The organism is Pelagimonas sp. KU-00592-HH (genome assembly GCF_040369695.1).
GTDB lineage: Bacteria > Pseudomonadota > Alphaproteobacteria > Rhodobacterales > Rhodobacteraceae > Shimia.
Window position 1 is genome coordinate 265,588 of record NZ_BAABWM010000004.1, and the last position, 22,229, is coordinate 287,816.

Genomic DNA, 22,229 nt, shown 5'->3' on the forward strand with positions numbered 1-22,229 from the left:
GTTGCACCTCTTTTTGTTTGGCTTGCCGCTCCTATATAGTCGCGGTATGGCAAATGAAGGCCACTAGGGAAACCCCATGACTCTTGGAAACAAAATCGCCTGGGACGACACAGTTCTGCCGTTCCAGCTCGACAAATCGGATATTCGCGGTCGCGTTGCACGTCTTGATGGCGTGTTGGATGGTGTGTTGAAGCAACACAACTATCCCCCCGCCGTGGAAGCACTGGTTGCCGAGATGGCACTTTTGACCGCGCTTATTGGTCAGTCGATTAAGCTACGTTGGAAGCTTTCTTTGCAAGTTCAGTCCAAAGGCGCCGTGCGGATGATCGCAACGGATTACTATGGGCCACAAGAAGAAGGCGAACCCGCGCGCATTCGTGCTTACGCGAGTTATGATGAGAGCCGCCTGACGGATGGCGATCCCTTTGAACAGATCGGCGCCGGGTATTTTGCCATTCTCATGGATCAGGGCAATGGTATGACACCCTACCAGGGGATTGCGCCATTGGCCGGTGGGTCATTGAAGGCCTGTGCCGAGACATATTTTGCGCAATCCGAACAGCTGGCGACTCGTTTTGCCCTACGGTTTGGCAAGTCGATTGAGCCGGGTGTGCCAGAACATTGGCGCGCGGGCGGTATCATGCTCCAACACATGCCAAAGGCATCTCCTCATGTGACCGGAGAAGGTGGTAGCGCCGAGGGAGGCCTCCTTGCTGCGTCTGACATCCTAAACGAGGATGACGGAGAGAACTGGAATCGCGCTAACATTCTGCTCGATAGCGTTGAAGATCTGGAGATGATCGGCCCCTCCGTTTCCCCGACGGACCTGCTGATTCGCCTTTTCCACGAAGAACAGCCACGCGTCTACGATACGCAGTCTGTTAAGTTTGGATGTACGTGCTCCGAGGAACGCGTTCGCCAAAGCCTTTCTATATATTCGGCAAAGGACATCGAAAAGATGACCACCGATGATGGTCTGGTAACTGCGGATTGCCAGTTCTGTGGGGCGCACTACGAGCTTGATCCGAAGACGGTTGGATTCCAGGCGGAAGAGACCAAGGGTGAGTGACCCGCTAATTCCACTGAAACGGGCCCTTGCTCGTGAAAGCGGCGAGTCTTCGGATTTCGATCTCAATCCAGATGTTGTCTTGCCGGCGGGGCGTAAACTGCGGCCTGCTGGTGTGCTTGTTCCCATAGAAATGCAGCAAGGCGAGCTGCGCGTGATCCTTACCAAGCGCGCATCGCATCTCAAACACCATCCAGGTCAAATCGCCTTTCCTGGCGGCAAAAAGGATGAGGGAGATGTGGACGTCACGGCCGCTGCCCTTCGGGAAGCCCGCGAAGAAATCGGATTGCCTTCTGATATCGTGGAGGTTCTCGGAACACTGCCTTGCCACGAGACAGTCACAGGATTTTCCGTCACTCCCGTTGTCGCGCACGTAACTTCCCGGTTTGTTGTCACTCCAGAACCGGGCGAAGTGGATGAGGTGTTTTCGGTTCCTCTGTCCCACCTTGTTCAATCCGGTCGGTATTCGATCCAATCGCGGCGATGGCGCGGACAGAGGCGTCATTACTTTACGGTTCCCTTTGGTCCCTATTACATCTGGGGGGCGACGGCGCGCATTCTGCGCGGTCTTGCCGAAAGGATGGAAGCGTGATCCGGGTATCTGGTTCCTGGCTGGAGAACGAGCATACGCAAGCCGTGTGCAAGATGCTCACCAACGCCGGGTACCAAGCACTGTTTGTGGGCGGCTGCGTGCGCAACGCGTTGATTGGCGCAGAGGTCAACGACATCGATATTTCGACCGACGCTTTGCCCAAGATCGTTATGGAACTTGCCGCTGGCGCTGGGCTAAACGCGATTCCAACCGGGATTGAACATGGTACGATCACGGTTGTTTCCGGCCATGTTCCCCATGAAATTACCACCTTCCGCAAAGATGTTGAGACTGACGGTCGTCGGGCGGTTGTCGCGTTTTCCAAACATGTAGAAGACGATGCGCACCGCCGTGATTTCACCATGAATGCGCTTTACGCGGATGCCAGCGGGATCGTCCTTGATCCCCTGGGGGGATTGAAAGACCTAGACGCCCGAAAGCTGCGATTCATTGATGATGCCGATCAGCGCATTCGCGAAGATTATCTACGAATTCTGCGGTTCTTTCGGTTCCACGCTTGGTACGGCAATCCCGAAGAGGGCATGGACGCCGAAGCCCTCGCAGCGATTGCTGCGAATGTTGACGGGATTGATAGCCTGTCAAAAGAACGAGTCGGCGCAGAATTTGTCAAACTATTGAGCGCGAGGGATCCTGCACCGGCCTTGGCCGCAATGAATGCAAGCGGCGTGCTGATCAGGGTCATTGAGGGCGCCGAAGCAAAGGCAGTCGCGCCATTGGTGCATTTCGAGGGGTTGCTCGGGCTTGAACCCGACCCAATGCGCCGGCTTGCCGCAACCGTAGGCGAAAACCTTGGCGACGCCTTGCGCCTTTCCAAAAAACAATTGCGCCTTGTTGAGGAATTGCGGGAAGAAACCGGAAGTGCGCGCTCACTCGCCGAGCTCGGATACCGATTTGGCGCGTCTTTCGCGGCTTCTGTTATGGTTCTGCGATGCGCCATGTTGGAGATGCCCCTGGAGAAGTCATTGCTTGCAGAAATCCAACAGGGTGTGGCCGCTGTGTTTCCGATCAAGCCGAAAGACTTGATGCCAGCGTATTCTGGCCCCACCTTGGGGCAAAAGCTCAAGGAGTTGGAGCGCCGCTGGATCGAGTCCAACTTTCAACTGGATCGTGAGGCGCTTCTCGAAATTTAACTATCGAGAGAGTGTTTCATGTTCAGGTTTTTCGAGAACCTCGTTGATCCGTACTGTGCCTATGAGGACAGTGATACGCCTCCTCGCAAGCTGTTCCCGTTTCTCTGGGAATACTCTCAGCCTTTCAAAAAGCTCTTTGCGCTTGCAACGCTCATGTCGATCATTGTTGCCGCGGTCGAGATCATCCTGATCGGATATATGGGTCGTATTGTCGATTTGCTGTCCGGTGATCCGGCGCAGTTCTGGAGTGTTCACGGCTTCGAACTTGTTGTTGTTGGCCTGGCGATCCTTCTGTTTCGCCCATTGCTTCAGGCAATTGATGTTCTGCTTCTCAACAATGCGGTCATGCCGAACTTTGGCACGTTAATCCGGTACCGTGCGCATAAACATGTTCTGCGCCAGTCGGTCGGCTGGTTCGAAGGTGATTTTGCGGGGCGCATTGCGAACCGGATCATGCAGACACCGCCTGCAGCTGGCGAAGCGGTCTTTCAGGTGTTCGACGCCATTACATTCTCGATGGCCTACTTTGTGGGCGCGGCAATTCTATTGGCCGACAGCGATCCCAGACTCGTTCTGCCAATGCTTGGGTGGGTTTTCCTTTACGGGCTTCTTGTGCGTTGGACGATCCAAAGGGTTGGGCCTGCGTCTCAGCGCGCGTCCGATGCAAGATCGCAGGTTACAGGCCGCGTTGTCGACGCCTACACGAATATCCATTCGGTCAAGCTGTTCTCACATGATGAGCGCGAGATGGACTATGCCAAGGAGTCGATCGAATACGCCCGCGAAACGTTCCAGGCCGAGATGCGTATCTACACCGTCATGGATGTGGTTCTCGTGCTTCTGAACGGGGTTCTGATTGTTGCCGTTGTTGGATGGGCGATATGGCTGTGGTCTCAGGGTACGGCCAGTGTTGGTATCGTTGCCGCCGCGACTGCTCTGACGCTTCGGTTGAACGCGATGACGGGTTGGATCATGTGGGCGTTGACCAGTTTCTTCCGCCAATTGGGTGTTGTGGCAGAAGGTATGGAAACCATCGCACAGCCGATCTCGCTTGTTGATGTGCCGGGTGCCCCTGATCTCAAGGTCGAAGACGGCCAGATCGAAATCGAGAACCTGTCCCATCACTATGGCCGTGGCGCGGGAGGTTTGAATTCGGTTTCTTTGAGGGTCCAACCGGGAGAAAAAGTTGGATTGATTGGGCGATCCGGAGCCGGAAAATCCACTTTGGTCAAGTTGCTCCTACGGTTTTACGATGCGGAAGAGGGCCGAGTTCTTATCGATGGACAAGACATCGGGCGCGTTTCGCAAAACTCTTTGCGAGATCAGATTGGCATGGTGCAGCAAGACAGTGCGCTTTTGCATCGCTCGGTTCGGGAGAACATTCTCTATGGTCGACCTGATGCGACAGAAAGCGAGATGATCGAGGCGGCGCAAAAGGCGGAGGCGCATGATTTTATCATGGACCTGCGTGATCCCGGCGGGCAGGGCGGGTATGACGCCAAGGTTGGTGAGCGTGGTGTTAAACTCTCCGGCGGCCAGCGGCAGCGCATTTCATTGGCCCGCGTGATCCTGAAAGACGCACCAATCCTGATCCTGGACGAAGCGACAAGCGCTCTGGATTCCGAAATTGAAGCCGCCATTCAGGAAACGCTCTACGGCATGATGGAAGGCAAAACCGTAATTGCGATTGCGCATCGCCTTTCGACCATCGCCAAAATGGACAGAATTCTTGTGCTGGACGATGGACAAATCGTTGAAGAAGGCCCACACGACGAGTTGCTGAAGAACAATGGCCTTTATGCACGTTTCTGGGAGCGGCAGTCAGGCGGGTTTATCAGCATCGAAGGTGAAGAAGACGAAAACGGATGAAATGACAGAGTACAAGATCGAACGTCTGGGCCATCACGGCGATGGTATTGCTGAGGGTCCTGTATACGCGCCGCTGACACTTCCCGGCGAGATCGTTTCCGGGGAACTCGTTGGAAGCCGTCTGGAAAACGTCAAAGTCGTTGAGCCCTCTTCTGATCGGGTAAAAGCGCCCTGCCGCCATTTTCGCAGCTGCGGAGGGTGCCAACTGCAACATGCAAGCGACTCTTTTGTTGCCGATTGGAAAACCGATGTGGTGAGGCAGGCTCTTGCAGCTCAGGGACTGGAAGCAGAGTTTTATCCAATCCAAACGTCTTCCCCCATGTCCCGACGCAGGGCAGTTTTCTCGGCTCGCCGTACGAAAAAGGGCGCAACCGTTGGGTTTCATGCCCGTAGCAGCGATGTGATAACCGAAATTCCAGAGTGTCAGTTGCTGTTGCCGCAACTTCGCGACGGCATTGCAGCGGTGAAGGAGCTGGCCATTTTTGGCGGGAGTCGCAAGGGCGAGATGAGTGTGACGGTTGCCGTTTCCGCCAATGGGCTGGACGTCGCCGTAACTGGCGGCAAACCCCTTGATGGTCCGCTGCAAAACCTGCTCGCCCAGGAAACAGAACGCCATAAGCTGGCGCGATTGAGCTGGGATGGTGAGGTTGTTGCCGCGAGACATTCAGCCAGTCAGAGTTTCGGCCAGGCTCAAGTCATTCCTCCGGCAGGAGCATTTCTCCAGGCTACGGATGAAGGTGAAAAGGCGCTTTTGGCCGCGGTCGAAAGCGCGATTGAAGGCGCTGGGCGCAAGGGCATCGATTTGTTTGCTGGCTGCGGCACCTTCACGCTGCCCTTGGCCTTGAGACATGAGATGCACGCGGTCGAAGGTGCGCGCCCGATGATGGAGGCGCTGGATCAGGGTTGGCGCAAGTCGCACGGTTTAAAGAAAGTGACGACGGAAACACGTGATCTCTTCAGGAATCCGGTGATGGCTGAAGATCTTGACTATGACCTTGCCGTTGTCGACCCACCTCGGGCGGGTGCCGCTGCTCAGGTCAAACAACTGGCGGTATCCAATATTCCCGTCATCGCTTTCGTGTCCTGCAACCCGGTCACATTTGCCCGAGATGCCAAGGCATTGGTCGACGCGGGTTATGAACTAGATTGGATTCAGGTGGTTGATCAGTTTCGGTGGTCGACACACATTGAACTTGCTGCTTGCTTCTCTCGATGAGGCATCACGATATCGTGGAACGCCAGCCTTTTCTGTACTCGAAACCAGCAACACTGTAAGACAGCACCCAAAAGGATCGTTTCCATGCGCAGGTTCGCAGTTGCCCTATTGATCTTGAGTCTTGTTGGCCTTGCCGGGTGTGCGTCGAAGTTCAAGACTTACAATGGGCCAGAAGTTACGCGGATTCTCGTCTACAAAGACAGCCGCAAAATGTATCTGATGCATCAAGACGATGTTTTGGAAACCTATGACATCGGACTGGGATTTGCACCCGAAGGTGACAAGACGATTCTAGGTGACGGGCGTACGCCCGAAGGCGACTATATTATCGACCGTCGCAATCCAAACAGCGCCTTTCATTTGTCCCTGGGTATTTCCTATCCAAATGCGGCGGACAGAGCTTACGCATCTTCACAGGGAAAAGATCCCGGCGGTGACATTTTCATCCATGGCCGCCCCTGGAAGAACCGGAAAGGCGGACCTGATTGGACGGCCGGCTGTATCGCCGTTACCAACAGCGAAATGGAAGATATCTACGCGATGGTTCGAAACGGGACACCGATTTCGATCTATCCGTGAACCTGCGGAGTATCGACCGGGCTGCCCGTCACGAGTGTCCACCAGATTTTGCCGTTTGATTCCTGATACCAGGCAAAGCCCAAGTGGCGTGCTTCTGGGTTAAGCAGAATCGTACGTGTTCCTTCATCGGCAAGCCATGCTTCGATGGTTTGCATGTCGGTCTCATAGGTTTCAGAGATGTTTTCGCCAAGAAAACGACCAGTGTAGCCAACGCGTTGCACGCGCTGCAGAGGCGAAGAGCCGTCAGAGCCAAAGTGCCAAGGGCGGTTCTGGATGGACATGTCACGAGAGTGCGTTGCCGCCGCTGCGTTTAGCTGTGCATTCAATTCGAGAGCAGGGGCACCTGAAGCCTGACGCAGCGCATTGATGGAGTCGAGAACGCGATACTGAATTTTGGCTGTGCTGTTGGACGAGATCTTATACTGTCGCGTGCTGCCAGATCCGCCGGTTGTCGTGTCACAGCCTGCAAGCACAATTACTGCGGCGGTGAAAAGCGCAATTAGTCGCGTCATTGCTCGTCCCATCATTTTTCCTTTGGACTCACCTCTACCTTAGGGTCCGTTGCCTTGAAAACCCACATCAGCGTGACTTCGCCAAATGACAGGTGTTTGATTTGCGACTGCGGCTTTCACGCAATATTCTTTTGTGGAACAGAAATCCAAAGGGGTTTGGAGAGCAACTATGAAAGAAAATAGCCAAAAAGGATTTGGACGGCGCTCGTTCCTTGCGGCTGGTGCGGCCTTTATAGGTGCACCCGCGCTCGCACAGACCGAGTCCTCCACGACCGAAGTTGAGCGTGATCTCAGCGAGGTTGTCGTACGCAACATCTCAAGCTTTCGAGCACTGGATTGGACGCCTTATTTCTCCAATCTGAGAAATGGTGCCATCTTGGTGGATGTTACATCACGCGCACTGCACTATTGGTCTGAAGATGGTGAAACGTACAAGCTTTACCCATCATCTGTCCCGTTGACCGAGGATTTGACACGCCGGGGACGCACCAAGGTGGTGCGCAAGGTGGAAGGTCCAAGCTGGCGGCCGACTCCTGCGATGCGTAAACGCAATCCTGAATGGCCCGATCATGTTCCGCCGGGGCCTGACAATCCGCTTGGCACACACGCTCTTTACCTAAGCTGGACGTATTACCGTATTCACGGAACACACGATACACGCAAGATTGGCCGGCGTTCGTCCAATGGCTGCATCGGGCTCTATAACGAGCATATTTCGGAGTTGTTCGGTTTGGCCAAAGTTGGCACGCAAGTGTTGCTTATTTGACGACATTTTGGCCGTTGGGCCTTGAGAATCCGTATCTTGGGTTTGCAATTGATCTGAATTGCGGTTTAGACAAAGATACGAGGTAAGTCTTGGGTGCTTGTCGTCGCCCTCACACTATGGCGGCAAGCTTTTATCTGGAGGATAACATGAAAAAACTCGTTCTCGCTGCTGCTCTGACCGCCGCTGCTTCGACCGCATTCGCTGGTTCGATGGCTGATCCGGTTGTTGAGCCGACTGTAGTTGAAGCCGAAGCAAGCTCGTCGAGCGCTGCTATCTGGGTTCCGCTGCTCCTGATCGCTCTGGTTGCTGCAGCTGCATCGTAATTTTACGATACACTACTAAAGAAAAAGGCGGAGCCGATGGCTCCGCCTTTTTCGCATTCTGGAGGGGCTGAGCCGGCTTTAGCCAATCCAACCTTTCAGATTGTCCTTGATGATGTCCGAAAGGGCGGCGATGTGCGCATCCTGATCGTTGAGGCAGGGGATATAGGTGAACTCCTCACCGCCAGCCTCTTCGAAGCTCTCTTTGATTTCTTCGTTGATCTCTTCAAGCGTCTCGATGCAGTCGGACGAGAACGCTGGAGCAATAACTGCGATGCGCTTGACGCCGTCTTCCTTGGCAAGGCGTGCCACCTCTTCCACCGTATAAGGCTGTAACCATTCTTCCGGTCCAAACTGAGACTGGAACGTAGTCTTGAGATCTGTCTTTTCCCAACCCAAGCGCTCTTGCAATAGCCGCGTGTTCTTTTGGCACTGGCAATGATAGGGATCGCCCTCCATCAAGTAGCGGATGGGCATTCCGTGATAGGATACCACTAGAAGCTCGGGTTTTTGCTCGATTTCGGCATAGGCCGCTTCAACCGATTGCGCCAAGGCATCAATGTATCCTGGATTGTCGAAATATGCTGGTACCGTCCTGACCGCCGGTTGCCATTTCTCTTTCATCAAGGCGCGGAAAAATTCGTCATTGGCAGTGGCCGTAGTGGCGCCAGCGTACTGCGGATACAGTGGGAAAAAGAGTATCTTTTCACATCCCGCGGCAACCATCTCCCGCACTTTCGATTCGGTAGATGGGTTTCCATAGCGCATGCAGAAATCGACCATGACATTCTCGCCGAAACTCTCGTGCATTGAAGTGGCGACTTTTGCGGTCTGATCCTTCGTAATGGTCATCAGCGGGCTTTCGTCAAGCTCATGATTCCAGATCGACTTATAGGCCTCGCCGCTCGAAAAGGGGCGCTTCGTCAGGATGATTGCCTTCAGGATCGGTTGCCATTTCCATGCGGGGTAATCGATGACACGTTTATCCGAGAGAAATTGGTTCAAATATCTGCGCATTGGCCAGTAGGTGTAGGAATCCGGCGTGCCCAAGTTTGCAAGCAAAACACCAACCTTACCGCGTGCCACCTTTGGATGATCCGGCTGACTGTGTTCTGGGCGGGTTGCGGTGGTGTCCGACATGAAATGTCCCTTTTTCTTCAACGTCATCGCTGACCTAGTGCTTGGCCTGCTTGTGTCAATCTTTGAGTGGCGTTTCTACTGCGCCAAGTGCCTCGGCAAGACGGGCCGAAGCCGATCCCGGACGAAGCGGTTTGGGTTGGCTTTCATCAGGTGCCCAGCCTGTCAGGAACACCAGTTCAAAAGTCGCCGGTATTCTACCATCTTCCCCAAACTCGGATTCGTACAAGCTGGCAGCCTTGAGAAACACCGATTTTCCTGTTGGATGACGTAGGCGCCCCGAAAGCGCATTGGTTTCCCCCATCGCACGCAAGTCTTTCATCAGATGCCAGGGGGTTTTGTAGGTCACCTTCATGGGCACGGAATCGGCTACTGGAAGCGCAAGGCCGGCCCTTTGAAGCAAAGCTCCGAGATCCCGAATTTCCCCCATGGGGACGACGCGCGGGGAAAGCCCGTTTCTTTCTTCGCTTTCGGCCTGTCCGAGAGCGGCACGTAGTTCGGTGAGGGTTTGTCCTCCGAAGGTGACGCACATGAACAACCCGTCGCTTTTAAGGGCGCGGTGACATTGAATGATCTGGCCAACGGGGTCGTTTGCCCAGTGAAGGCAAAGAGCATGGATCACAAGGTCAAACGACTTTGGCTCCAGATCAAGAAGATCGGTATCAAGAACGACACGCGCATCAGGAAAAATCGCTGCCCAAACTTCGGGGAAGGGCGACACAACCGCGACATTTGTAAAGTCTCTGTTAACCAAAGACAGACGATCCTGAACATCATCGAAAGCAAGCTTCTGAAGAAACATCCCCTTGTCGCGATCTGCGCGAGATCGGTGCAGGCTAAGCGACTTGCGGTCGACTATTTCAGGCGTGGTTTGCATGGGCGGAACATATGTTGATGCAGGAAAAGTTTCAAACGCTCATCCAACTGCTTTTTCCTCCGCGTTGCGTGAATTGTGGCGCGTTGGTTGCAACGGATTTCGGTCTGTGCGGAGCGTGTTGGCACGACATGTTATTCATTGGAGGATTGGTGTGCGACAAATGTGGAGTGCCTCTTCCAGGCGAGGCCGAAACAGGTACCGAAGTTTGTGATGACTGCCTGAAAATTGAACGGCCATGGAAAAAGGGGCGAGCAGCTCTTTTGTACCGAGACAACGCACGCAAACTTGTTTTGGCTCTCAAGCATGGCGATCGACATGACGTCGCATATCCTGCCGCCCGATGGATGGCCCTGGCGGCCAAGCCTCTTGTAAAAAAGGACACACTTCTTGTTCCTATCCCACTGCACCGAAGACGCTTCTTTTTGCGGAAGTTCAACCAAGCCGCCCTGCTGACCCAAGCCCTTGCGAACGAGCTTTCGCTTCAATCGTGTCTTGATCTGTTGGAGCGCCCACTGGTTGGGGGAACAATGAAGGGCCTTTCAATGGATGAGAGGTTTGCCCGCATGCAAGGTGCCATCACAGTGAATCCGAAACACGAAGAACTCGTGGCGGACGCGAAAATACTATTGGTCGACGATGTGATGACGACTGGTGCGACTTTGACAGCTGCGGCTGATGTGCTCATTGAACACGGTGCCAAGGACGTGAACGTCATTACACTGGCGCGCGTTGCCAAGGATGCCTAAATTCCTCTCGAACGACATATCGACTGAGGAAACCATGTCTAAACCCATCGAGATCTACACCAGCCCACTATGCGGTTTCTGTCACGCGGCTAAACGCTTGCTTAACCAAAAGGGTGTCGAGTTCACTGAGATTGACGTTTTCCGCGAGCCTTCGCGCAAGGCCGAGATGATTGATCGTGCCAATGGTGGGCGTACGGTCCCTCAGATTTTTGTTGGTGAAACTCATGTCGGCGGCTGCGACGATCTCTATGCGCTGGAACGTGCGGGTAAACTTGATCCTCTTTTGGCCGCTTGATCCATGACGCGCGTTGCACTTCTGCAAATGACAAGTTCGGATGACCCTGTCGAAAACCTTCAGACAGTCCGCGACATGATGCAGGACGCAGCAGTGCAGGGCGCCGAATTTGTGCTTACGCCTGAAGTGACCAACTGTGTTTCCTCAAGCCGCGCGCACCAGGCCGGTGTTCTGTCACTTGAAACGGATGACGAAACGCTGGCCGGCTTGCGGGCTGAGGCACGTGAGCTTGGGATTTGGCTACTTATCGGATCACTCGCGCTGAAAACCGATGACAAGGACGGCAGGTTCGCCAACCGATCTTTCCTAATTGGCCCTGATGGCGAGATTCTCGCCAGATACGACAAGATCCACATGTTTGATGTGCAGGTTTCAACTGAGGAAACCTATCGCGAGTCGGACGGCTATCGCCCGGGATCCAAAGCGGTCGTGGCGGGAACTGCGTTCGGCAAAGTCGGGATGACGATTTGTTATGACGTGCGCTTCCCTGACTTGCATAGGCGGCTTGCAAAGGAAGGCGCGGAAATTTTGACTGTTCCGGCTGCTTTTTCCCATCTGACCGGAAAAGCGCATTGGGAAACACTTCTCCGGGCGCGGGCAATTGAAACAGGGTGCTTCGTGTTGGCTCCCGCGCAAACCGGCCTTCATTCTGCATCGCGTGGAAAACAGCGGCAAACACATGGGCATTCGATGGTAATTGCGCCATGGGGCGAGGTTCTGTTGGACGCCGGAACGAAAACCGGCGTGTCTTGTGTTGATCTGGACCTATCTATGGTGGCAAAAGCACGACGAAAGGTCCCGTCATTGACCCACGACAGAGATTTCGAAGGCCCCTGAATGAGCGATAACAATTCGTTGGCGATTTCATTGTTCGGTGAAATCCTGATGGCAGATCAGTTGGCACGCGCGCGCCTGTCCAAAGTTCTTCCAAAAGGAATGGAGCTTTCCCATTTTTCTGTTCTCAACCATCTGGCACCAGCAGGGGCTGAGCGCAGCCCGGCACAGTTGGCAAAAACCTTTCATGTCACGCGCGGCGCAATGACGAACACGCTCAACAAGCTTGAGGTGGCAGGCTACATTCACGTGCGCCCTGATTGGGATGATGCTCGCCGCAAGATCGTGGGGATAAGCCCGGCTGGTCGACAAGCCCGAGATGAGGCGCTGTCGGGAATCGCTCCGATGATTACCGAAATCGTGGAAGATCTTGGCGAAGATCGCGTGCGTGCGGCCTTGCCTATCCTTCGCGAATTGCGGGTCAAGCTTGATCAGACCTAATTCTGATCAGTCAGCCCGCACACTTGCCGTGACGTAGTTCACGCTGAGGTCGCGATCAGAAATCGACCATTGCCAGCTGATAGGGTTGAACACAAACCCCTTGCGATCCACCGGTTTGACGCCGGATTTCTCCAACAGATCGAAAAGCTCGTCCGGCGTGATGAACTTGTGCCACTCGTGTGTACCTTTGGGCAGCCAGCGCATCACGTATTCCGCTCCGACAATTGCGACAGCAAAGCTCTTGGGGTTGCGATTGATCGTCGAGCACAGATGCAGGCCACTGGATTTCAGAAGCGTTTTGCAGGCTGTGAGGTAGGAAAGCGGATCGGCCACATGTTCGACCACTTCCATATTGAGAACCACATCGAATTGCTCACCCGCTTCCGCAAGGGCTTCGGCTGTGGTGTGTCTGTAGTCGATGTCCAGGCCGGACTGTTCTGCATGGACTTTGGCCACGGGAATATTGCCACCCGCAGCGTCCGCTCCAACCACAGTCGCGCCGAGACGCGCCATAGGCTCGCTCAGCAGGCCGCCACCGCAACCGATATCCAGCAGACGGAGCCCCTTGAAGGGTTCTGGTTGCGAAAGATCGCGGTCGAATTCCGCGGCAACCTGGCGGGTGATATAGTCCAACCGGCAGGGATTCAGCATATGGAGAGGTTTGAATTTTCCGTTTGGATCCCACCACTCAGCCGCCATGGCTTCAAACTTTGCGACTTCTGAGGGGTCGACAGTTGATTGTGAGCCTTGCATTCTGATCTCCATATGCTCATTTGGGCCGCCTCACTTTATATAGGTCGGACATGGATAAAAACTCGGGCCAAAAGCGCGCGGTCAGCTACCTTTACCCTCCTGTTGAACCCTTTGACCAGAGGATGTTCGACAGGGGTGATGGTCATACAATTTATGTCGAACAGTCCGGTCGGCCAGATGGTTTGCCGGTCGTTGTTGTGCATGGCGGTCCGGGTGGTGGTTCGAGCCCGGCGATGCGGCGGTATTTTGACCCGAAAGTTTATCGAATAGTCCTCTTCGATCAGCGGGGATGTGGGAAATCCAGACCTCATGCGTCTGTTGAAAACAACACGACATGGCACCTTGTCGGCGATATGGAGGCCATTCGCGAGGCTCTCGATATCGAGTCGTGGATTGTGTTCGGCGGTAGTTGGGGGGCGACGCTTGCTCTCATCTACGGACAAACTCATCCTGACAGGGTGGCCTGTTTGGTTCTCCGTGGGGTTTTCTTGATGACGCGCCCGGAACTAGATTGGTTCTATGGTGGCGGTGCAGGTCATTTCTGGCCGGAGCATTGGGAAAAGTTCGTAAACCTCATTCCGGAAACTGAGCGCGGTGACTTGATTGCAGCCTATCACACGCGGTTGTTCAGCGGGGATCGATCGACCGAAGTCCGCTACGCGCAGGCCTGGGCCAAGTGGGAAAACGCACTCGCTTCCATGAATTCGGTAGGTGCAGTGGGCGAGCCTCCCGCCGAGTATGCACGGGCATTTTCTCGGCTGGAGAACCACTATTTTCAGAACATGGGTTTTCTCGACGAAGATAGCCAAATTCTTGGAAATTTGGACAAGATCGCTCATATCCCCGGTTTTGTCGTGCAGGGGCGCTATGACATGATTTGTCCACCTCAGTCCGCTTACGAGCTAACGTCTCGGTGGAAAAACGCACAACTCAGGATGGTTCACAACGCTGGGCATGCGCTTTCGGAGCCGGGCATCAGTGCGGAATTGGTCCGTGTTATGAACCAATTGGCACGAATTTGAGCGATTGATAGGTCCAGATTTTCTTTGGCTCTACCCCCAAAAAAACGAAAAATGGGGGAAACCCAACATAAAAACACACGAAAACGAAATTCTTATGGGCATTTAAGATTTAGAGGGTTTACAGGTTTCTGTCGCCCGTTAACCTGAAGCTAATCACAAAAAAGCCAACAGGTGAGGACAAGTGGCCTCGATATTGAAAATCATAGCCCAGCGTCTTGCGCTGGGGGTTTTGACGCTGTTCGTCGTTTCAGTCGTCATTTTCACCGCGGTGAACTTGCTGCCCGGGGATTTTGCGCAAGCAATCCTAGGACAGGGCGCAACAGAAGAAGCCGTAAATGCAATCCGCAAGGATCTTGGGTTGGATCAGCATCCTGTTTCCAGGTATCTGAGCTGGCTGGGCGGCGCTGTCCAAGGAGACCTTGGAAATAGCTTTGCCCAAGCGAACTTCGCGTCATTCGTAGGATCCGATGCTGGCTCTGGAATGGCCTCGGTTGCAGCGCAGATCGGCCCGCGGTTTGAGAACACCATGTTCCTCGCTGGCGTCACCGCACTGATCGCCGTTCCGATCTCGATCACTCTCGGTGTTTTGGCCGCCCTCTATCGAAACTCGATTTTCGATCGCGCAACGAACATTCTCACTCTCAGTTCCATCTCGTCGCCCGAGTTCTTTCTGGCGTACATTCTGATCCTGTTCCTTGCGGTTTTGAATCCAATGCTTCCGTCGTTGTCCAACATCTATGACGGAATGAGCTTTGGAGAGCGGTTTGAAAAAACGCTGCTTCCCGCTTTGACCCTGACATTGGTTGTTACCGCCCACATGATGCGAATGACCCGTGCTGCGATTATCAACCTTTTGGCCTCGCCTTATATCGAAATGGCACGCCTCAAAGGGCTTTCTCCGATGCGAGTGATCGTCAAGCACGCGCTTCCTAATGCGCTTGCTCCGATTATCAACGTGATTGCATTGAACCTTGCCTACTTGATCACGGGCGTCGTCGTTGTCGAGGTTGTGTTTGTCTATCCAGGCATTGGCCAGCTGTTCGTGGACAGCGTGAAAATCCGTGACATCCCAGTAGTACAGGCGTGCTGTCTGATTTTTGCAGCGGCATACATCCTGCTGAATTTGACGGCTGACATTCTATCGATCCTGTCCAACCCGCGTCTGAGGCACCCGAAATGATGACAATTCTGAATTTGCTTCTCTGGGCCGTTGGAATGGCGGCTGTGGGATGGGCATTCCGCTTTCTTGGCCAGAAGATAACTGGCAACAAGCCCTACTTCCGCGATATGTCTTATGGAGTCGCCTTTGGCTTTGTATTTGGGGCCGTGGTTCTTGTTTGGCTGGTTTGGTCCTATGTGCTCTCGCACTCGAGTGACGCTACAGTCGCCAACAAGTACTTCTTCCTCGGGAAAGCGGTAGAAGGCTTGGTGATCTTTGCCATCGCTGCGTGGATCTTCCGGATTCTGGGACGTTCCGTTGGAACGAATGCAACTAGAAAGCTCTTTCGCTCTATGCCTCTGACGGCGAGCTTTGGGGTCCTGACCATCCTGATCTACGCATTTGTGGCTATCTTTGCCGGCATTCTTGCACCTTACGGTCAGGAAGAAATTCTGGGTGCAGCCAACATTGTGCCCGGCGGCAATCCCGCAATGGGTGGCAATCCAGATTACCCGTTGGGAACGGACCAGATCGGTCGAGATATCCTGTCTCGTTTGATCTACGGTGCGCAAAATACGGTTGGTATCGCATTTGCAACCACTGTCCTCGCCTTTTTCATCGGTGGCACTCTTGGTTTCTTGGCGGCAACTCTTGGTGGTTGGCTTGATCAGATCGTTTCTAGGGCTGTCGATGTTCTTATGGCAATTCCGTCTCTCATCTTTGCGCTTTTGCTGATGACGATTGCGGCTGCCTGGGCGGGATCAGAGAAAGGCCTGCTGACTTTCTACATGGTTCTCATCATCGCGGTCATCGACTCGACGCGCGTTTTCCGATTGGCCCGCGCGGTTGGTCTGAACATCGTGGTGATGGACTATATCGAGGCTGCAAAGCTGCGGGGTGAGGGGTTGGGGTATCTGATTTTCCGCGAAATCCTCCCCAATGCGACAGCGCCGCTTCTGGCCGAATTCGGATTGCGCTTCTGCTTTGTGTTCCTGACCATCGCATCGCTTTCGTTCCTGGGTGTGGGGATCCAGCCACCCCTTGCGGATTGGGGGACGATGGTTCGCGATCTCGCGCAGTTTATCAACTTCGCTGCGTTCGCGCCGCAGGTGGCAAGTGCTCCGCTTCTGGCGGCAGGTGCCATCGCCCTGCTGACAGTTGCCGTGAACTTCGTAGTCGACTGGATGCTGCACAAATCTTCGGGTCTGAAAGAATAAGGGAGGCTGAGAATGTCTGAACAATTGCTCAAAGTTCGCGGTCTCAAAATTGAAGGCCGCAGTGATGAAACCTGGAACCAGATCGTAAATGGCGTCGATCTTGATTTGAAAAAAGGCGAAGTGCTGGGTCTCATTGGCGAATCCGGCGCTGGTAAATCTACAGTTGGTCTCGCTTCGATGGGGTTTACTCGAGATGGATGCCGGATTTCAGATGGAACCGTTGAATTTGACGGGATCGACTTGGTCAATGCTTCGGCTGCAATAAAGCGCGATCTCCTAGGAAAACGCATCGCTTATGTTGCCCAGTCCGCGGCTGCAAGTTTCAACCCGGCTCACCGTTTGATCGACCAGCACACCGAAGCTCCAGTTCAGCACAAAGTGCTGGGCAAGGCTGAAAGTGAAGCTGATGGTGTAGAGCTTTACCGTAAGTTGCGACTGCCAAACCCGGAGGAAATTGGCTTTCGCTATCCGCACCAGGTGTCAGGCGGACAACTTCAGCGCGCGATGACTGCAATGGCAATGGCATGCCGTCCGGACCTGATCATCTTTGATGAGCCAACAACAGCGTTGGACGTAACGACCCAGATTGAGGTTCTCGCGTCGATCCGCGAGATCGTCGAGGAATTCGATACGGCCGCGATCTATATCACGCACGATCTTGCGGTCGTGGCGCAGATGGCTGACAAGATCAAAGTGCTCCTCAAGGGCGATGAGGTCGAAGAGGCGGAAACCCGCAAGATGCTCTCTGACCCTCAAGAGGATTACACGAAATCTCTCTGGGCAGTTCGAAGCTTCAAGCGCCCGCAAAAACCTGCTGTGCACACTTCGGCAACCCCGGTGATTTCCGTGCAGAACGTGACTGCTGCTTATGGCAAAATTCCGGTGCTGCACGATGTCAGCTTCGACATTCATGAAGGTCGGACAGTTGCAGTGGTTGGTGAGTCCGGTTCGGGCAAATCGACCACGGCGCGTTGTATCACTGGCTTGCTGCCGCCCAAGCAGGGTCATGTGGAATTTGACGGCGAGGCACTTCCGCTCGACTACCGCAAGCGGAGCAAAATGCAGCTGCGTCAGGCGCAGATGATCTATCAGATGGCAGATACGGCTCTGAACCCACGCAAAACGATCGGCGAGCTAATTGGACGACCCGTTCAGTTTTACATGGGACTGACGGGTGCGGAAAAACGCAAGCGCGTAGAATATCTCCTGGAAGAAATCGAGCTTGAACCGTCGCAGTACTATAATCGTCTGCCGTCCGAGCTGTCGGGGGGACAGAAACAGCGTATCGGTATCGCCCGCGCTCTTGCTGCCGAGCCTAAGTTCATCATTTGCGACGAGGTAACATCCGCGCTCGACCAATTGGTCGCCGAAGGTATCCTCAAGCTACTTGCCAAGCTGCAAGATGAGCTTAACTTGTCCTACATGTTCATCACACACGATCTCGCTACAGTGAAATCAATTGCCGACGAGGTTGTCGTGATGAAAGACGGGCGCGTTGTTGAGCAGGGTCTCAAAAACGACATGTTCACACCTCCGCACCATCCCTACACCGATCTTCTGCTCAGCTCGGTTCCGGAAATGGATCCGGATTGGCTCACCAATCTGCTCAATGAACGTGGAGTTGATAACATCGGCGACGCCGCCGTTGATAAGATGTAATTCGAATCGCCCGGTGAACGGGCGGCTTACTAATCGGTGAAAAAGCCGAACAACCAACATGGGAGTAATCTAATGACGAATATCAGCAGACGTGGCCTGCTTAAGACCGGTGCAGCCGCTGGCGTTCTTGCGGCAACCGGTATGCCGGTTTCTGCAATGCCCAAGCGTGGTGGTACCCTGCGTCTTGGTCTTGCTGGCGCCAACACTTCGGATAGCTGGGATAGCCGTACACACTCGGACAGCTATATGATCATGGCCTGTCATGGCGCAGTTTTTGATACCCTGACTCAGGTTGCCGCAAGTGGCGAACTGGCCGGCGAATTGGCTGAGAGCTGGGAAGCTACCCCCGACGCCAAAACCTGGACGTTCAATCTGCGCAAGGGTGTGACTTTCCACAACGGCAAGGCGTTTGGCGCTGACGACGTGATCGAATCACTGAACATGCACGTGGCCGAGGGCGCGAAATCGGCGGCGAAACCAATCGTTTCGGCTATTACCGAAATGAAGAAGATGGGAGACCATCAGGTTCAGATGACTCTGAAAGCGGGTAATGCGGACTTCCCGTTCCTTCTTTCCGATTATCACATCTGTATGTATCCGGCCGGTCAGGTGGACGAAGCCATTGCAAATGGCATCGGCACCGGCCTCTACAAGGTTGAGAGCTTCAACCCCGGCGTTCGTACCCTGCTGAGCCGTGTTGACGGCCACTACAAGGATGGCAAAGAAGGTTGGTTCGACTCGGTTGAACTGATTGCGATCAACGATTCTTCGGCGCGCATGAATGCTCTGATGACCGGTCAGGTAGACGCGGTGAACCGCGTTGACTTCAAGACCGAGCCGCTCATGAAGGCCAACCCGATGATCAACATCTTCGAGGTGACCGGCAACCAGCACTTTACCTTCCCGATGCTGACCGCACTGGAGCCCTTCAACAATGTGGACGTGCGCAAAGCTCTGAAGCACTCAATCAACCGTCAGGAAATGGTCGACAAGATCCTTCTGGGTCACGGTGCCGTTGCGAACGATATTCCGATTGGTCCTGCGAACCAGTACTTCGCGTCGGATCTTCCGCTGAACGACTATGATCCGGATAAAGCCAAGCACCACCTCAAAAAGGCCGGCCTCGATGGCCTGAAAGTTGATCTCTCGGCTTCGGATGCGGCCTTCCCGGGCGCAGTGGACGCAGCGCAACTGTATCAGGCTTCCGCCAAGGCTTCCGGTATTGATATCAACGTGGTTCAGGAACCGGCTGACGGCTACTGGTCGAACGTCTGGCTCAAGAAACCGTGGTGTGCTTGCTACTGGTCGGGTCGTGCAACCGAGGATTGGATGTTCTCGACCGCCTACGAAACTGGTGTTCCGTGGAATGACTCGGGTTGGGAAAACGCACGCTTCCAGGAACTGCTCCTGACTGCGCGCGCCGAACTGGACAGCGGCAAGCGCCGCATGATGTATCACGAGATGCAGGCGTTGATGTCGTCGGAAGGCGGGACCGTAATTCCGATGTACGCGAACTATGTGGATGCGCACAGCACCAAGCTGACCAACTCGGGAACGATTGGTAACGTGTTCCAGATGGATAGCTCGCGTCTCATCGAGCGTTGGTGGTTCGCTTAATTCCGCCCAAAAATCTTAGGAAACGCCCCGCATTTGCGGGGCGTTTTCACATAGACCTTGCAGACTCGCTGCATCGCGCGTATATGCCTTTTCAACAGCGGTGCGCTGGGGGATGTACTCCCAACGCTCCATCGGAAAGTTCGACGGGCCGCTGGCCCGTTTTTTTGTGTTTGGAAAGCTACGATGAGTGACCTGATTGCCAAAACTGCGATAGATCGCAAACTGGCCGAGATCATATCTCCTGTCATTGAAGACATGGGGTTCGAGCTCGTACGCCTGCGTCTTCAAGGTGGCAGCACACATACTCTGCAGATCATGGCCGAGCGCCCCACTGGAGGCATCGAGGTCGACGAGTGTGCCGATATCTCGAATGCAGTGAGTGCGGTTCTGGATGTCGAAGACCCGCTTTCGGATTCGTATGTGCTCGAAGTCGGCAGCCCCGGTATCGACCGGCCCCTTACCCGCCTCAAGGATTTCGAGACCTTCGAGGGCTACGACGCGAAGATCGAAACCGCCGAGTTGATCGATGGCCGCAAACGCTTTAAGGGCGTTCTGGCTGGCGTCGAAGGTGAAGAGGTGCTCATCAACCTCGAGTCACAGGGCGAGACGGTAACTGTCGGTCTGCAATTTGATTGGTTGGCAGATGCCAAACTGGTCATGACTGACGAACTGATCAAGGAGATGCTGCGGCAGCGCAAGGCGGCAGGCACCCTGAACGAAGACCAATTTGACGAGATTGAAACCGAAAACGGTTCCGAGGAGGACTGACAATGGCAATTACCTCTGCAAACCAGCTTGAGTTGCTGCAAACCGCCGAGGCTGTCGCTCGCGAGAAGATGATCGACCCGGGCCTGGTTGTGGAAGCGATGGAAGAGTCCCTCGCGCGTGCAGCCAAGTCGCGTTATGGCGCGGAAATGGATATCCGTGTCAGCATCGATCGCAAGACGGGTAAGGCAACCTTCACCCGTGTTCGCACCGTGGTCGAAGAAGAAGAGCTTGAAAACTACCAAGCTGAGTTCACTGTTGAGCAGGCCAAGCAGTATCTGGATGATCCCAAGGTTGGCGATCAATTCATCGAAGAAGTGCCGCCGGTCGAAATGGGCCGCATTGCTGCGCAGTCCGCAAAGCAGGTCATTCTTCAAAAGGTCCGCGAAGCCGAGCGTGATCGCCAGTACGACGAATTCAAGGACCGCGCAGGCACCATCATCAATGGTGTTGTTAAGCGCGAAGAATACGGCAATGTCATCGTGGATGTGGGCCGTGGCGAGGGTATCCTGCGCCGCAACGAGAAAATCGGCCGCGAAAGCTATCGCCCGAATGACCGTGTGCGCTGCTTCATCAAGGATGTGCGCCGCGAGACCCGTGGCCCGCAGATCTTCCTGTCGCGCACCGCGCCGGAATTCATGGCTGAACTGTTCAAGATGGAAGTGCCGGAAATCTATGACGGCATTATCGAGATCAAGGCCGTCGCCCGTGATCCCGGTTCCCGCGCCAAGATCGCCGTGATCTCTTATGACGGTTCGATTGATCCTGTCGGCGCCTGTGTTGGTATGCGAGGTTCGCGTGTGCAGGCCGTTGTGAACGAGCTTCAGGGCGAAAAGATCGACATCATTCCGTGGAACGAAGATCAGCCAACCTTCCTTGTGAACGCTCTGCAACCTGCTGAAGTCTCCAAGGTTGTTCTGGACGATGAAGCTGGCAAAATCGAAGTGGTTGTTCCTGACGAGCAGCTTTCACTTGCCATTGGTCGTCGCGGTCAAAACGTACGCCTCGCGTCTCAGCTGACCGGTCTTGATATCGACATCATGACCGAGTCGGACGAATCCGAGCGCCGTCAGAAAGAGTTCGAAGTACGCACCAAGCTCTTTGTGGAAACTCTGGACCTTGATGAGTTCTTTGCTCAACTGCTGGTTTCCGAAGGGTTTACCAACCTCGAAGAAGTCGCCTATGTCGAACTTGACGAGCTTCTTGTGATCGACGGTGTCGATGAAGGCACCGCAAACGAGCTTCAAGCGCGTGCACGTGACTATATCGAAGCCCAGAACAAGGCAGCGATGGAAAGCGCCCGTGCATTGGGTGTCGAAGATAGCTTGGTTGAATTCGAAGGCCTTACACCCCAGATGATCGAAGCACTGGCGAAAGATGGCGTTCTGACGCTCGAAGATTTCGCAACTTGCGCGGATTGGGAGCTCGCGGGTGGTTGGACTTCCGTCGATGGCGAGAGAGTCAAGGACGACGGTGTTCTTGAGCCCTTTGGTGTGTCACTTGAAGAAGCGCAGGACATGGTCATGACCGCACGCATCGTTCTGGGTTGGGTTGATCCCTCCGAACTAGAAGCGGAAGCCGAAGAAGAAGACGCAACCGAAGAGGAGGCTGAGGCCTGATTCAGGGCCTCAGTGGC

Annotated in this window: 23 protein-coding genes; 19 read left to right on the forward strand and 4 right to left on the reverse strand. The window is 54.4% G+C overall.

Translation table 11 applies throughout. The annotated features are described in order from the left end of the window. Positions 1-76: 76 nt before the first annotated feature. The 6 genes from hslO (at position 77) to ABWV42_RS16600 (ending at position 6,473) form a co-directional block, all read left to right on the forward strand. Positions 77-1,069, forward strand: a complete 993-nt coding sequence (hslO, locus tag ABWV42_RS16575; protein WP_255107172.1) for an Hsp33 family molecular chaperone HslO — start codon at positions 77-79, stop codon at positions 1,067-1,069. Further along, the gene (locus tag ABWV42_RS16580) at positions 1,062-1,658 is read left to right on the forward strand and encodes a CoA pyrophosphatase (protein WP_353341154.1); all 597 of its coding nucleotides are present in this window, start codon (positions 1,062-1,064) and stop codon (positions 1,656-1,658) included. The genes hslO and ABWV42_RS16580 overlap by 8 nt, the downstream gene beginning before the upstream one ends. Continuing rightward, positions 1,655-2,809 (forward strand): CCA tRNA nucleotidyltransferase, encoded by a 1,155-nt coding sequence (locus ABWV42_RS16585; protein WP_353341155.1) that lies wholly within the window; start codon positions 1,655-1,657, stop codon positions 2,807-2,809. The genes ABWV42_RS16580 and ABWV42_RS16585 overlap by 4 nt, the downstream gene beginning before the upstream one ends. Before the next feature lie 18 nt (positions 2,810-2,827). After that, the gene (locus ABWV42_RS16590; RefSeq protein WP_353341156.1) at positions 2,828-4,678 is read left to right on the forward strand and encodes an ABC transporter ATP-binding protein; all 1,851 of its coding nucleotides are present in this window, start codon (positions 2,828-2,830) and stop codon (positions 4,676-4,678) included. 1 nt (position 4,679) lies between these two features. Beyond that, positions 4,680-5,894 (forward strand): class I SAM-dependent RNA methyltransferase, encoded by a 1,215-nt coding sequence (locus tag ABWV42_RS16595; RefSeq protein WP_353341407.1) that lies wholly within the window; start codon positions 4,680-4,682, stop codon positions 5,892-5,894. Positions 5,895-5,978: 84 nt separating this feature from the next. After that, the gene (locus ABWV42_RS16600) at positions 5,979-6,473 is read left to right on the forward strand and encodes a L,D-transpeptidase family protein (RefSeq protein WP_255107169.1); all 495 of its coding nucleotides are present in this window, start codon (positions 5,979-5,981) and stop codon (positions 6,471-6,473) included. On the opposite strand, the gene dalA is transcribed toward ABWV42_RS16600, so the two are convergent. Continuing rightward, positions 6,464-6,985: a divisome-associated lipoprotein DalA gene (gene dalA / locus ABWV42_RS16605; protein WP_353341157.1), complete on the reverse strand. Its 522-nt coding sequence runs from the start codon at positions 6,983-6,985 to the stop codon at positions 6,464-6,466. The genes ABWV42_RS16600 and dalA overlap by 10 nt on opposite strands. 169 nt (positions 6,986-7,154) lie before the next feature. On the opposite strand from dalA, the gene ABWV42_RS16610 reads away from it, so the two are divergent. After that, positions 7,155-7,751, forward strand: coding sequence for a L,D-transpeptidase (locus ABWV42_RS16610; RefSeq protein WP_353341158.1), 597 nt, complete (start codon positions 7,155-7,157; stop codon positions 7,749-7,751). A 146-nt stretch (positions 7,752-7,897) separates the two neighbouring features. Further along, on the forward strand, positions 7,898-8,074 hold the full coding sequence (locus tag ABWV42_RS16615; RefSeq protein WP_255107166.1) for a hypothetical protein: 177 nt from the start codon (positions 7,898-7,900) through the stop codon (positions 8,072-8,074). A 78-nt stretch (positions 8,075-8,152) separates the two neighbouring features. On the opposite strand, the gene hemH is transcribed toward ABWV42_RS16615, so the two are convergent. Continuing rightward, a complete protein-coding gene (hemH, locus tag ABWV42_RS16620) occupies positions 8,153-9,211 on the reverse strand; it encodes a ferrochelatase (RefSeq protein WP_353341159.1) in 1,059 nt (352 codons plus the stop codon). 55 nt (positions 9,212-9,266) lie between these two features. Next, complete coding sequence (locus tag ABWV42_RS16625; RefSeq protein WP_353341160.1) at positions 9,267-10,085, reverse strand: methyltransferase domain-containing protein; 819 nt, start codon at positions 10,083-10,085, stop codon at positions 9,267-9,269. Between the two features lie 11 nt (positions 10,086-10,096). Here ABWV42_RS16625 and ABWV42_RS16630 point away from each other — a divergent pair, with 11 nt between their 5' ends. From ABWV42_RS16630 to ABWV42_RS16645, 4 genes are read left to right on the forward strand one after another with little or no spacing between them, the layout of a single operon-like run. After that, positions 10,097-10,831, forward strand: a complete 735-nt coding sequence (locus ABWV42_RS16630; protein WP_353341161.1) for a double zinc ribbon domain-containing protein — start codon at positions 10,097-10,099, stop codon at positions 10,829-10,831. Positions 10,832-10,865: 34 nt separating this feature from the next. Then, positions 10,866-11,126, forward strand: a complete 261-nt coding sequence (gene grxC, locus ABWV42_RS16635; protein ID WP_255107162.1) for a glutaredoxin 3 — start codon at positions 10,866-10,868, stop codon at positions 11,124-11,126. A 3-nt stretch (positions 11,127-11,129) separates the two neighbouring features. Beyond that, positions 11,130-11,963 (forward strand): carbon-nitrogen hydrolase family protein, encoded by an 834-nt coding sequence (locus tag ABWV42_RS16640; RefSeq protein WP_353341162.1) that lies wholly within the window; start codon positions 11,130-11,132, stop codon positions 11,961-11,963. After that, complete coding sequence (locus ABWV42_RS16645; RefSeq protein WP_255107160.1) at positions 11,964-12,401, forward strand: MarR family winged helix-turn-helix transcriptional regulator; 438 nt, start codon at positions 11,964-11,966, stop codon at positions 12,399-12,401. It begins immediately after the preceding gene. A 6-nt stretch (positions 12,402-12,407) separates the two neighbouring features. On the opposite strand, the gene ubiG is transcribed toward ABWV42_RS16645, so the two are convergent. After that, entirely contained in the window at positions 12,408-13,154 is a 747-nt protein-coding gene (gene ubiG, locus ABWV42_RS16650; protein WP_353341408.1) for a bifunctional 2-polyprenyl-6-hydroxyphenol methylase/3-demethylubiquinol 3-O-methyltransferase UbiG, read from the reverse strand. A 50-nt stretch (positions 13,155-13,204) separates the two neighbouring features. Between ubiG and pip the strand changes: the two genes are divergently transcribed. From pip to nusA, 7 genes are all read left to right on the forward strand, one after another. Then, positions 13,205-14,176, forward strand: coding sequence for a prolyl aminopeptidase (pip, locus tag ABWV42_RS16655; protein WP_353341163.1), 972 nt, complete (start codon positions 13,205-13,207; stop codon positions 14,174-14,176). Positions 14,177-14,357: 181 nt separating this feature from the next. After that, positions 14,358-15,356 (forward strand): ABC transporter permease, encoded by a 999-nt coding sequence (locus tag ABWV42_RS16660; protein WP_255107157.1) that lies wholly within the window; start codon positions 14,358-14,360, stop codon positions 15,354-15,356. Next, a complete protein-coding gene (locus tag ABWV42_RS16665) occupies positions 15,356-16,552 on the forward strand; it encodes an ABC transporter permease (RefSeq protein ID WP_353341164.1) in 1,197 nt (398 codons plus the stop codon). The genes ABWV42_RS16660 and ABWV42_RS16665 overlap by 1 nt, the downstream gene beginning before the upstream one ends. A 12-nt stretch (positions 16,553-16,564) precedes the next feature. Then, positions 16,565-18,211, forward strand: a complete 1,647-nt coding sequence (locus ABWV42_RS16670) for an ABC transporter ATP-binding protein (protein WP_353341165.1) — start codon at positions 16,565-16,567, stop codon at positions 18,209-18,211. A gap of 72 nt (positions 18,212-18,283) precedes the next feature. Then, entirely contained in the window at positions 18,284-19,828 is a 1,545-nt protein-coding gene (locus ABWV42_RS16675) for an ABC transporter substrate-binding protein (protein ID WP_255107155.1), read from the forward strand. Positions 19,829-20,011: 183 nt separating this feature from the next. Next, positions 20,012-20,596, forward strand: a complete 585-nt coding sequence (gene rimP, locus ABWV42_RS16680) for a ribosome maturation factor RimP (protein WP_353341166.1) — start codon at positions 20,012-20,014, stop codon at positions 20,594-20,596. A 2-nt stretch (positions 20,597-20,598) separates the two neighbouring features. Continuing rightward, a complete protein-coding gene (gene nusA / locus ABWV42_RS16685) occupies positions 20,599-22,212 on the forward strand; it encodes a transcription termination factor NusA (RefSeq protein WP_255107153.1) in 1,614 nt (537 codons plus the stop codon). The last annotated feature ends 17 nt before the right edge of the window (positions 22,213-22,229 follow it).

What these genes read in the sequence shown, in the direction of transcription:
- ABWV42_RS16600 (WP_255107169.1), top strand. Translation starts at nt 5,979, where the DNA reads ATGCGCAGGTTCGCAGTTGCCCTATTGATCTTGAGTCTTGTTGGCCTT.
- grxC (WP_255107162.1), top strand. Translation starts at nt 10,866, where the DNA reads ATGTCTAAACCCATCGAGATCTACACCAGCCCACTATGCGGTTTCTGT.
- ABWV42_RS16645 (WP_255107160.1), top strand. Translation starts at nt 11,964, where the DNA reads ATGAGCGATAACAATTCGTTGGCGATTTCATTGTTCGGTGAAATCCTG.
- ABWV42_RS16670 (WP_353341165.1), top strand. Translation starts at nt 16,565, where the DNA reads ATGTCTGAACAATTGCTCAAAGTTCGCGGTCTCAAAATTGAAGGCCGC.
- ABWV42_RS16610 (WP_353341158.1), top strand. Translation starts at nt 7,155, where the DNA reads ATGAAAGAAAATAGCCAAAAAGGATTTGGACGGCGCTCGTTCCTTGCG.
- hemH (WP_353341159.1), bottom strand. Translation starts at nt 9,211, where the DNA reads ATGTCGGACACCACCGCAACCCGCCCAGAACACAGTCAGCCGGATCAT.
- ABWV42_RS16675 (WP_255107155.1), top strand. Translation starts at nt 18,284, where the DNA reads ATGACGAATATCAGCAGACGTGGCCTGCTTAAGACCGGTGCAGCCGCT.
- ABWV42_RS16590 (WP_353341156.1), top strand. Translation starts at nt 2,828, where the DNA reads ATGTTCAGGTTTTTCGAGAACCTCGTTGATCCGTACTGTGCCTATGAG.
- ABWV42_RS16595 (WP_353341407.1), top strand. Translation starts at nt 4,680, where the DNA reads ATGACAGAGTACAAGATCGAACGTCTGGGCCATCACGGCGATGGTATT.
- pip (WP_353341163.1), top strand. Translation starts at nt 13,205, where the DNA reads ATGGATAAAAACTCGGGCCAAAAGCGCGCGGTCAGCTACCTTTACCCT.
- hslO (WP_255107172.1), top strand. Translation starts at nt 77, where the DNA reads ATGACTCTTGGAAACAAAATCGCCTGGGACGACACAGTTCTGCCGTTC.
- ubiG (WP_353341408.1), bottom strand. Translation starts at nt 13,154, where the DNA reads ATGCAAGGCTCACAATCAACTGTCGACCCCTCAGAAGTCGCAAAGTTT.
- ABWV42_RS16630 (WP_353341161.1), top strand. Translation starts at nt 10,097, where the DNA reads ATGTTGATGCAGGAAAAGTTTCAAACGCTCATCCAACTGCTTTTTCCT.
- rimP (WP_353341166.1), top strand. Translation starts at nt 20,012, where the DNA reads ATGAGTGACCTGATTGCCAAAACTGCGATAGATCGCAAACTGGCCGAG.
- ABWV42_RS16665 (WP_353341164.1), top strand. Translation starts at nt 15,356, where the DNA reads ATGACAATTCTGAATTTGCTTCTCTGGGCCGTTGGAATGGCGGCTGTG.
- ABWV42_RS16640 (WP_353341162.1), top strand. Translation starts at nt 11,130, where the DNA reads ATGACGCGCGTTGCACTTCTGCAAATGACAAGTTCGGATGACCCTGTC.
- ABWV42_RS16615 (WP_255107166.1), top strand. Translation starts at nt 7,898, where the DNA reads ATGAAAAAACTCGTTCTCGCTGCTGCTCTGACCGCCGCTGCTTCGACC.
- nusA (WP_255107153.1), top strand. Translation starts at nt 20,599, where the DNA reads ATGGCAATTACCTCTGCAAACCAGCTTGAGTTGCTGCAAACCGCCGAG.
- ABWV42_RS16625 (WP_353341160.1), bottom strand. Translation starts at nt 10,085, where the DNA reads ATGCAAACCACGCCTGAAATAGTCGACCGCAAGTCGCTTAGCCTGCAC.
- dalA (WP_353341157.1), bottom strand. Translation starts at nt 6,985, where the DNA reads ATGACGCGACTAATTGCGCTTTTCACCGCCGCAGTAATTGTGCTTGCA.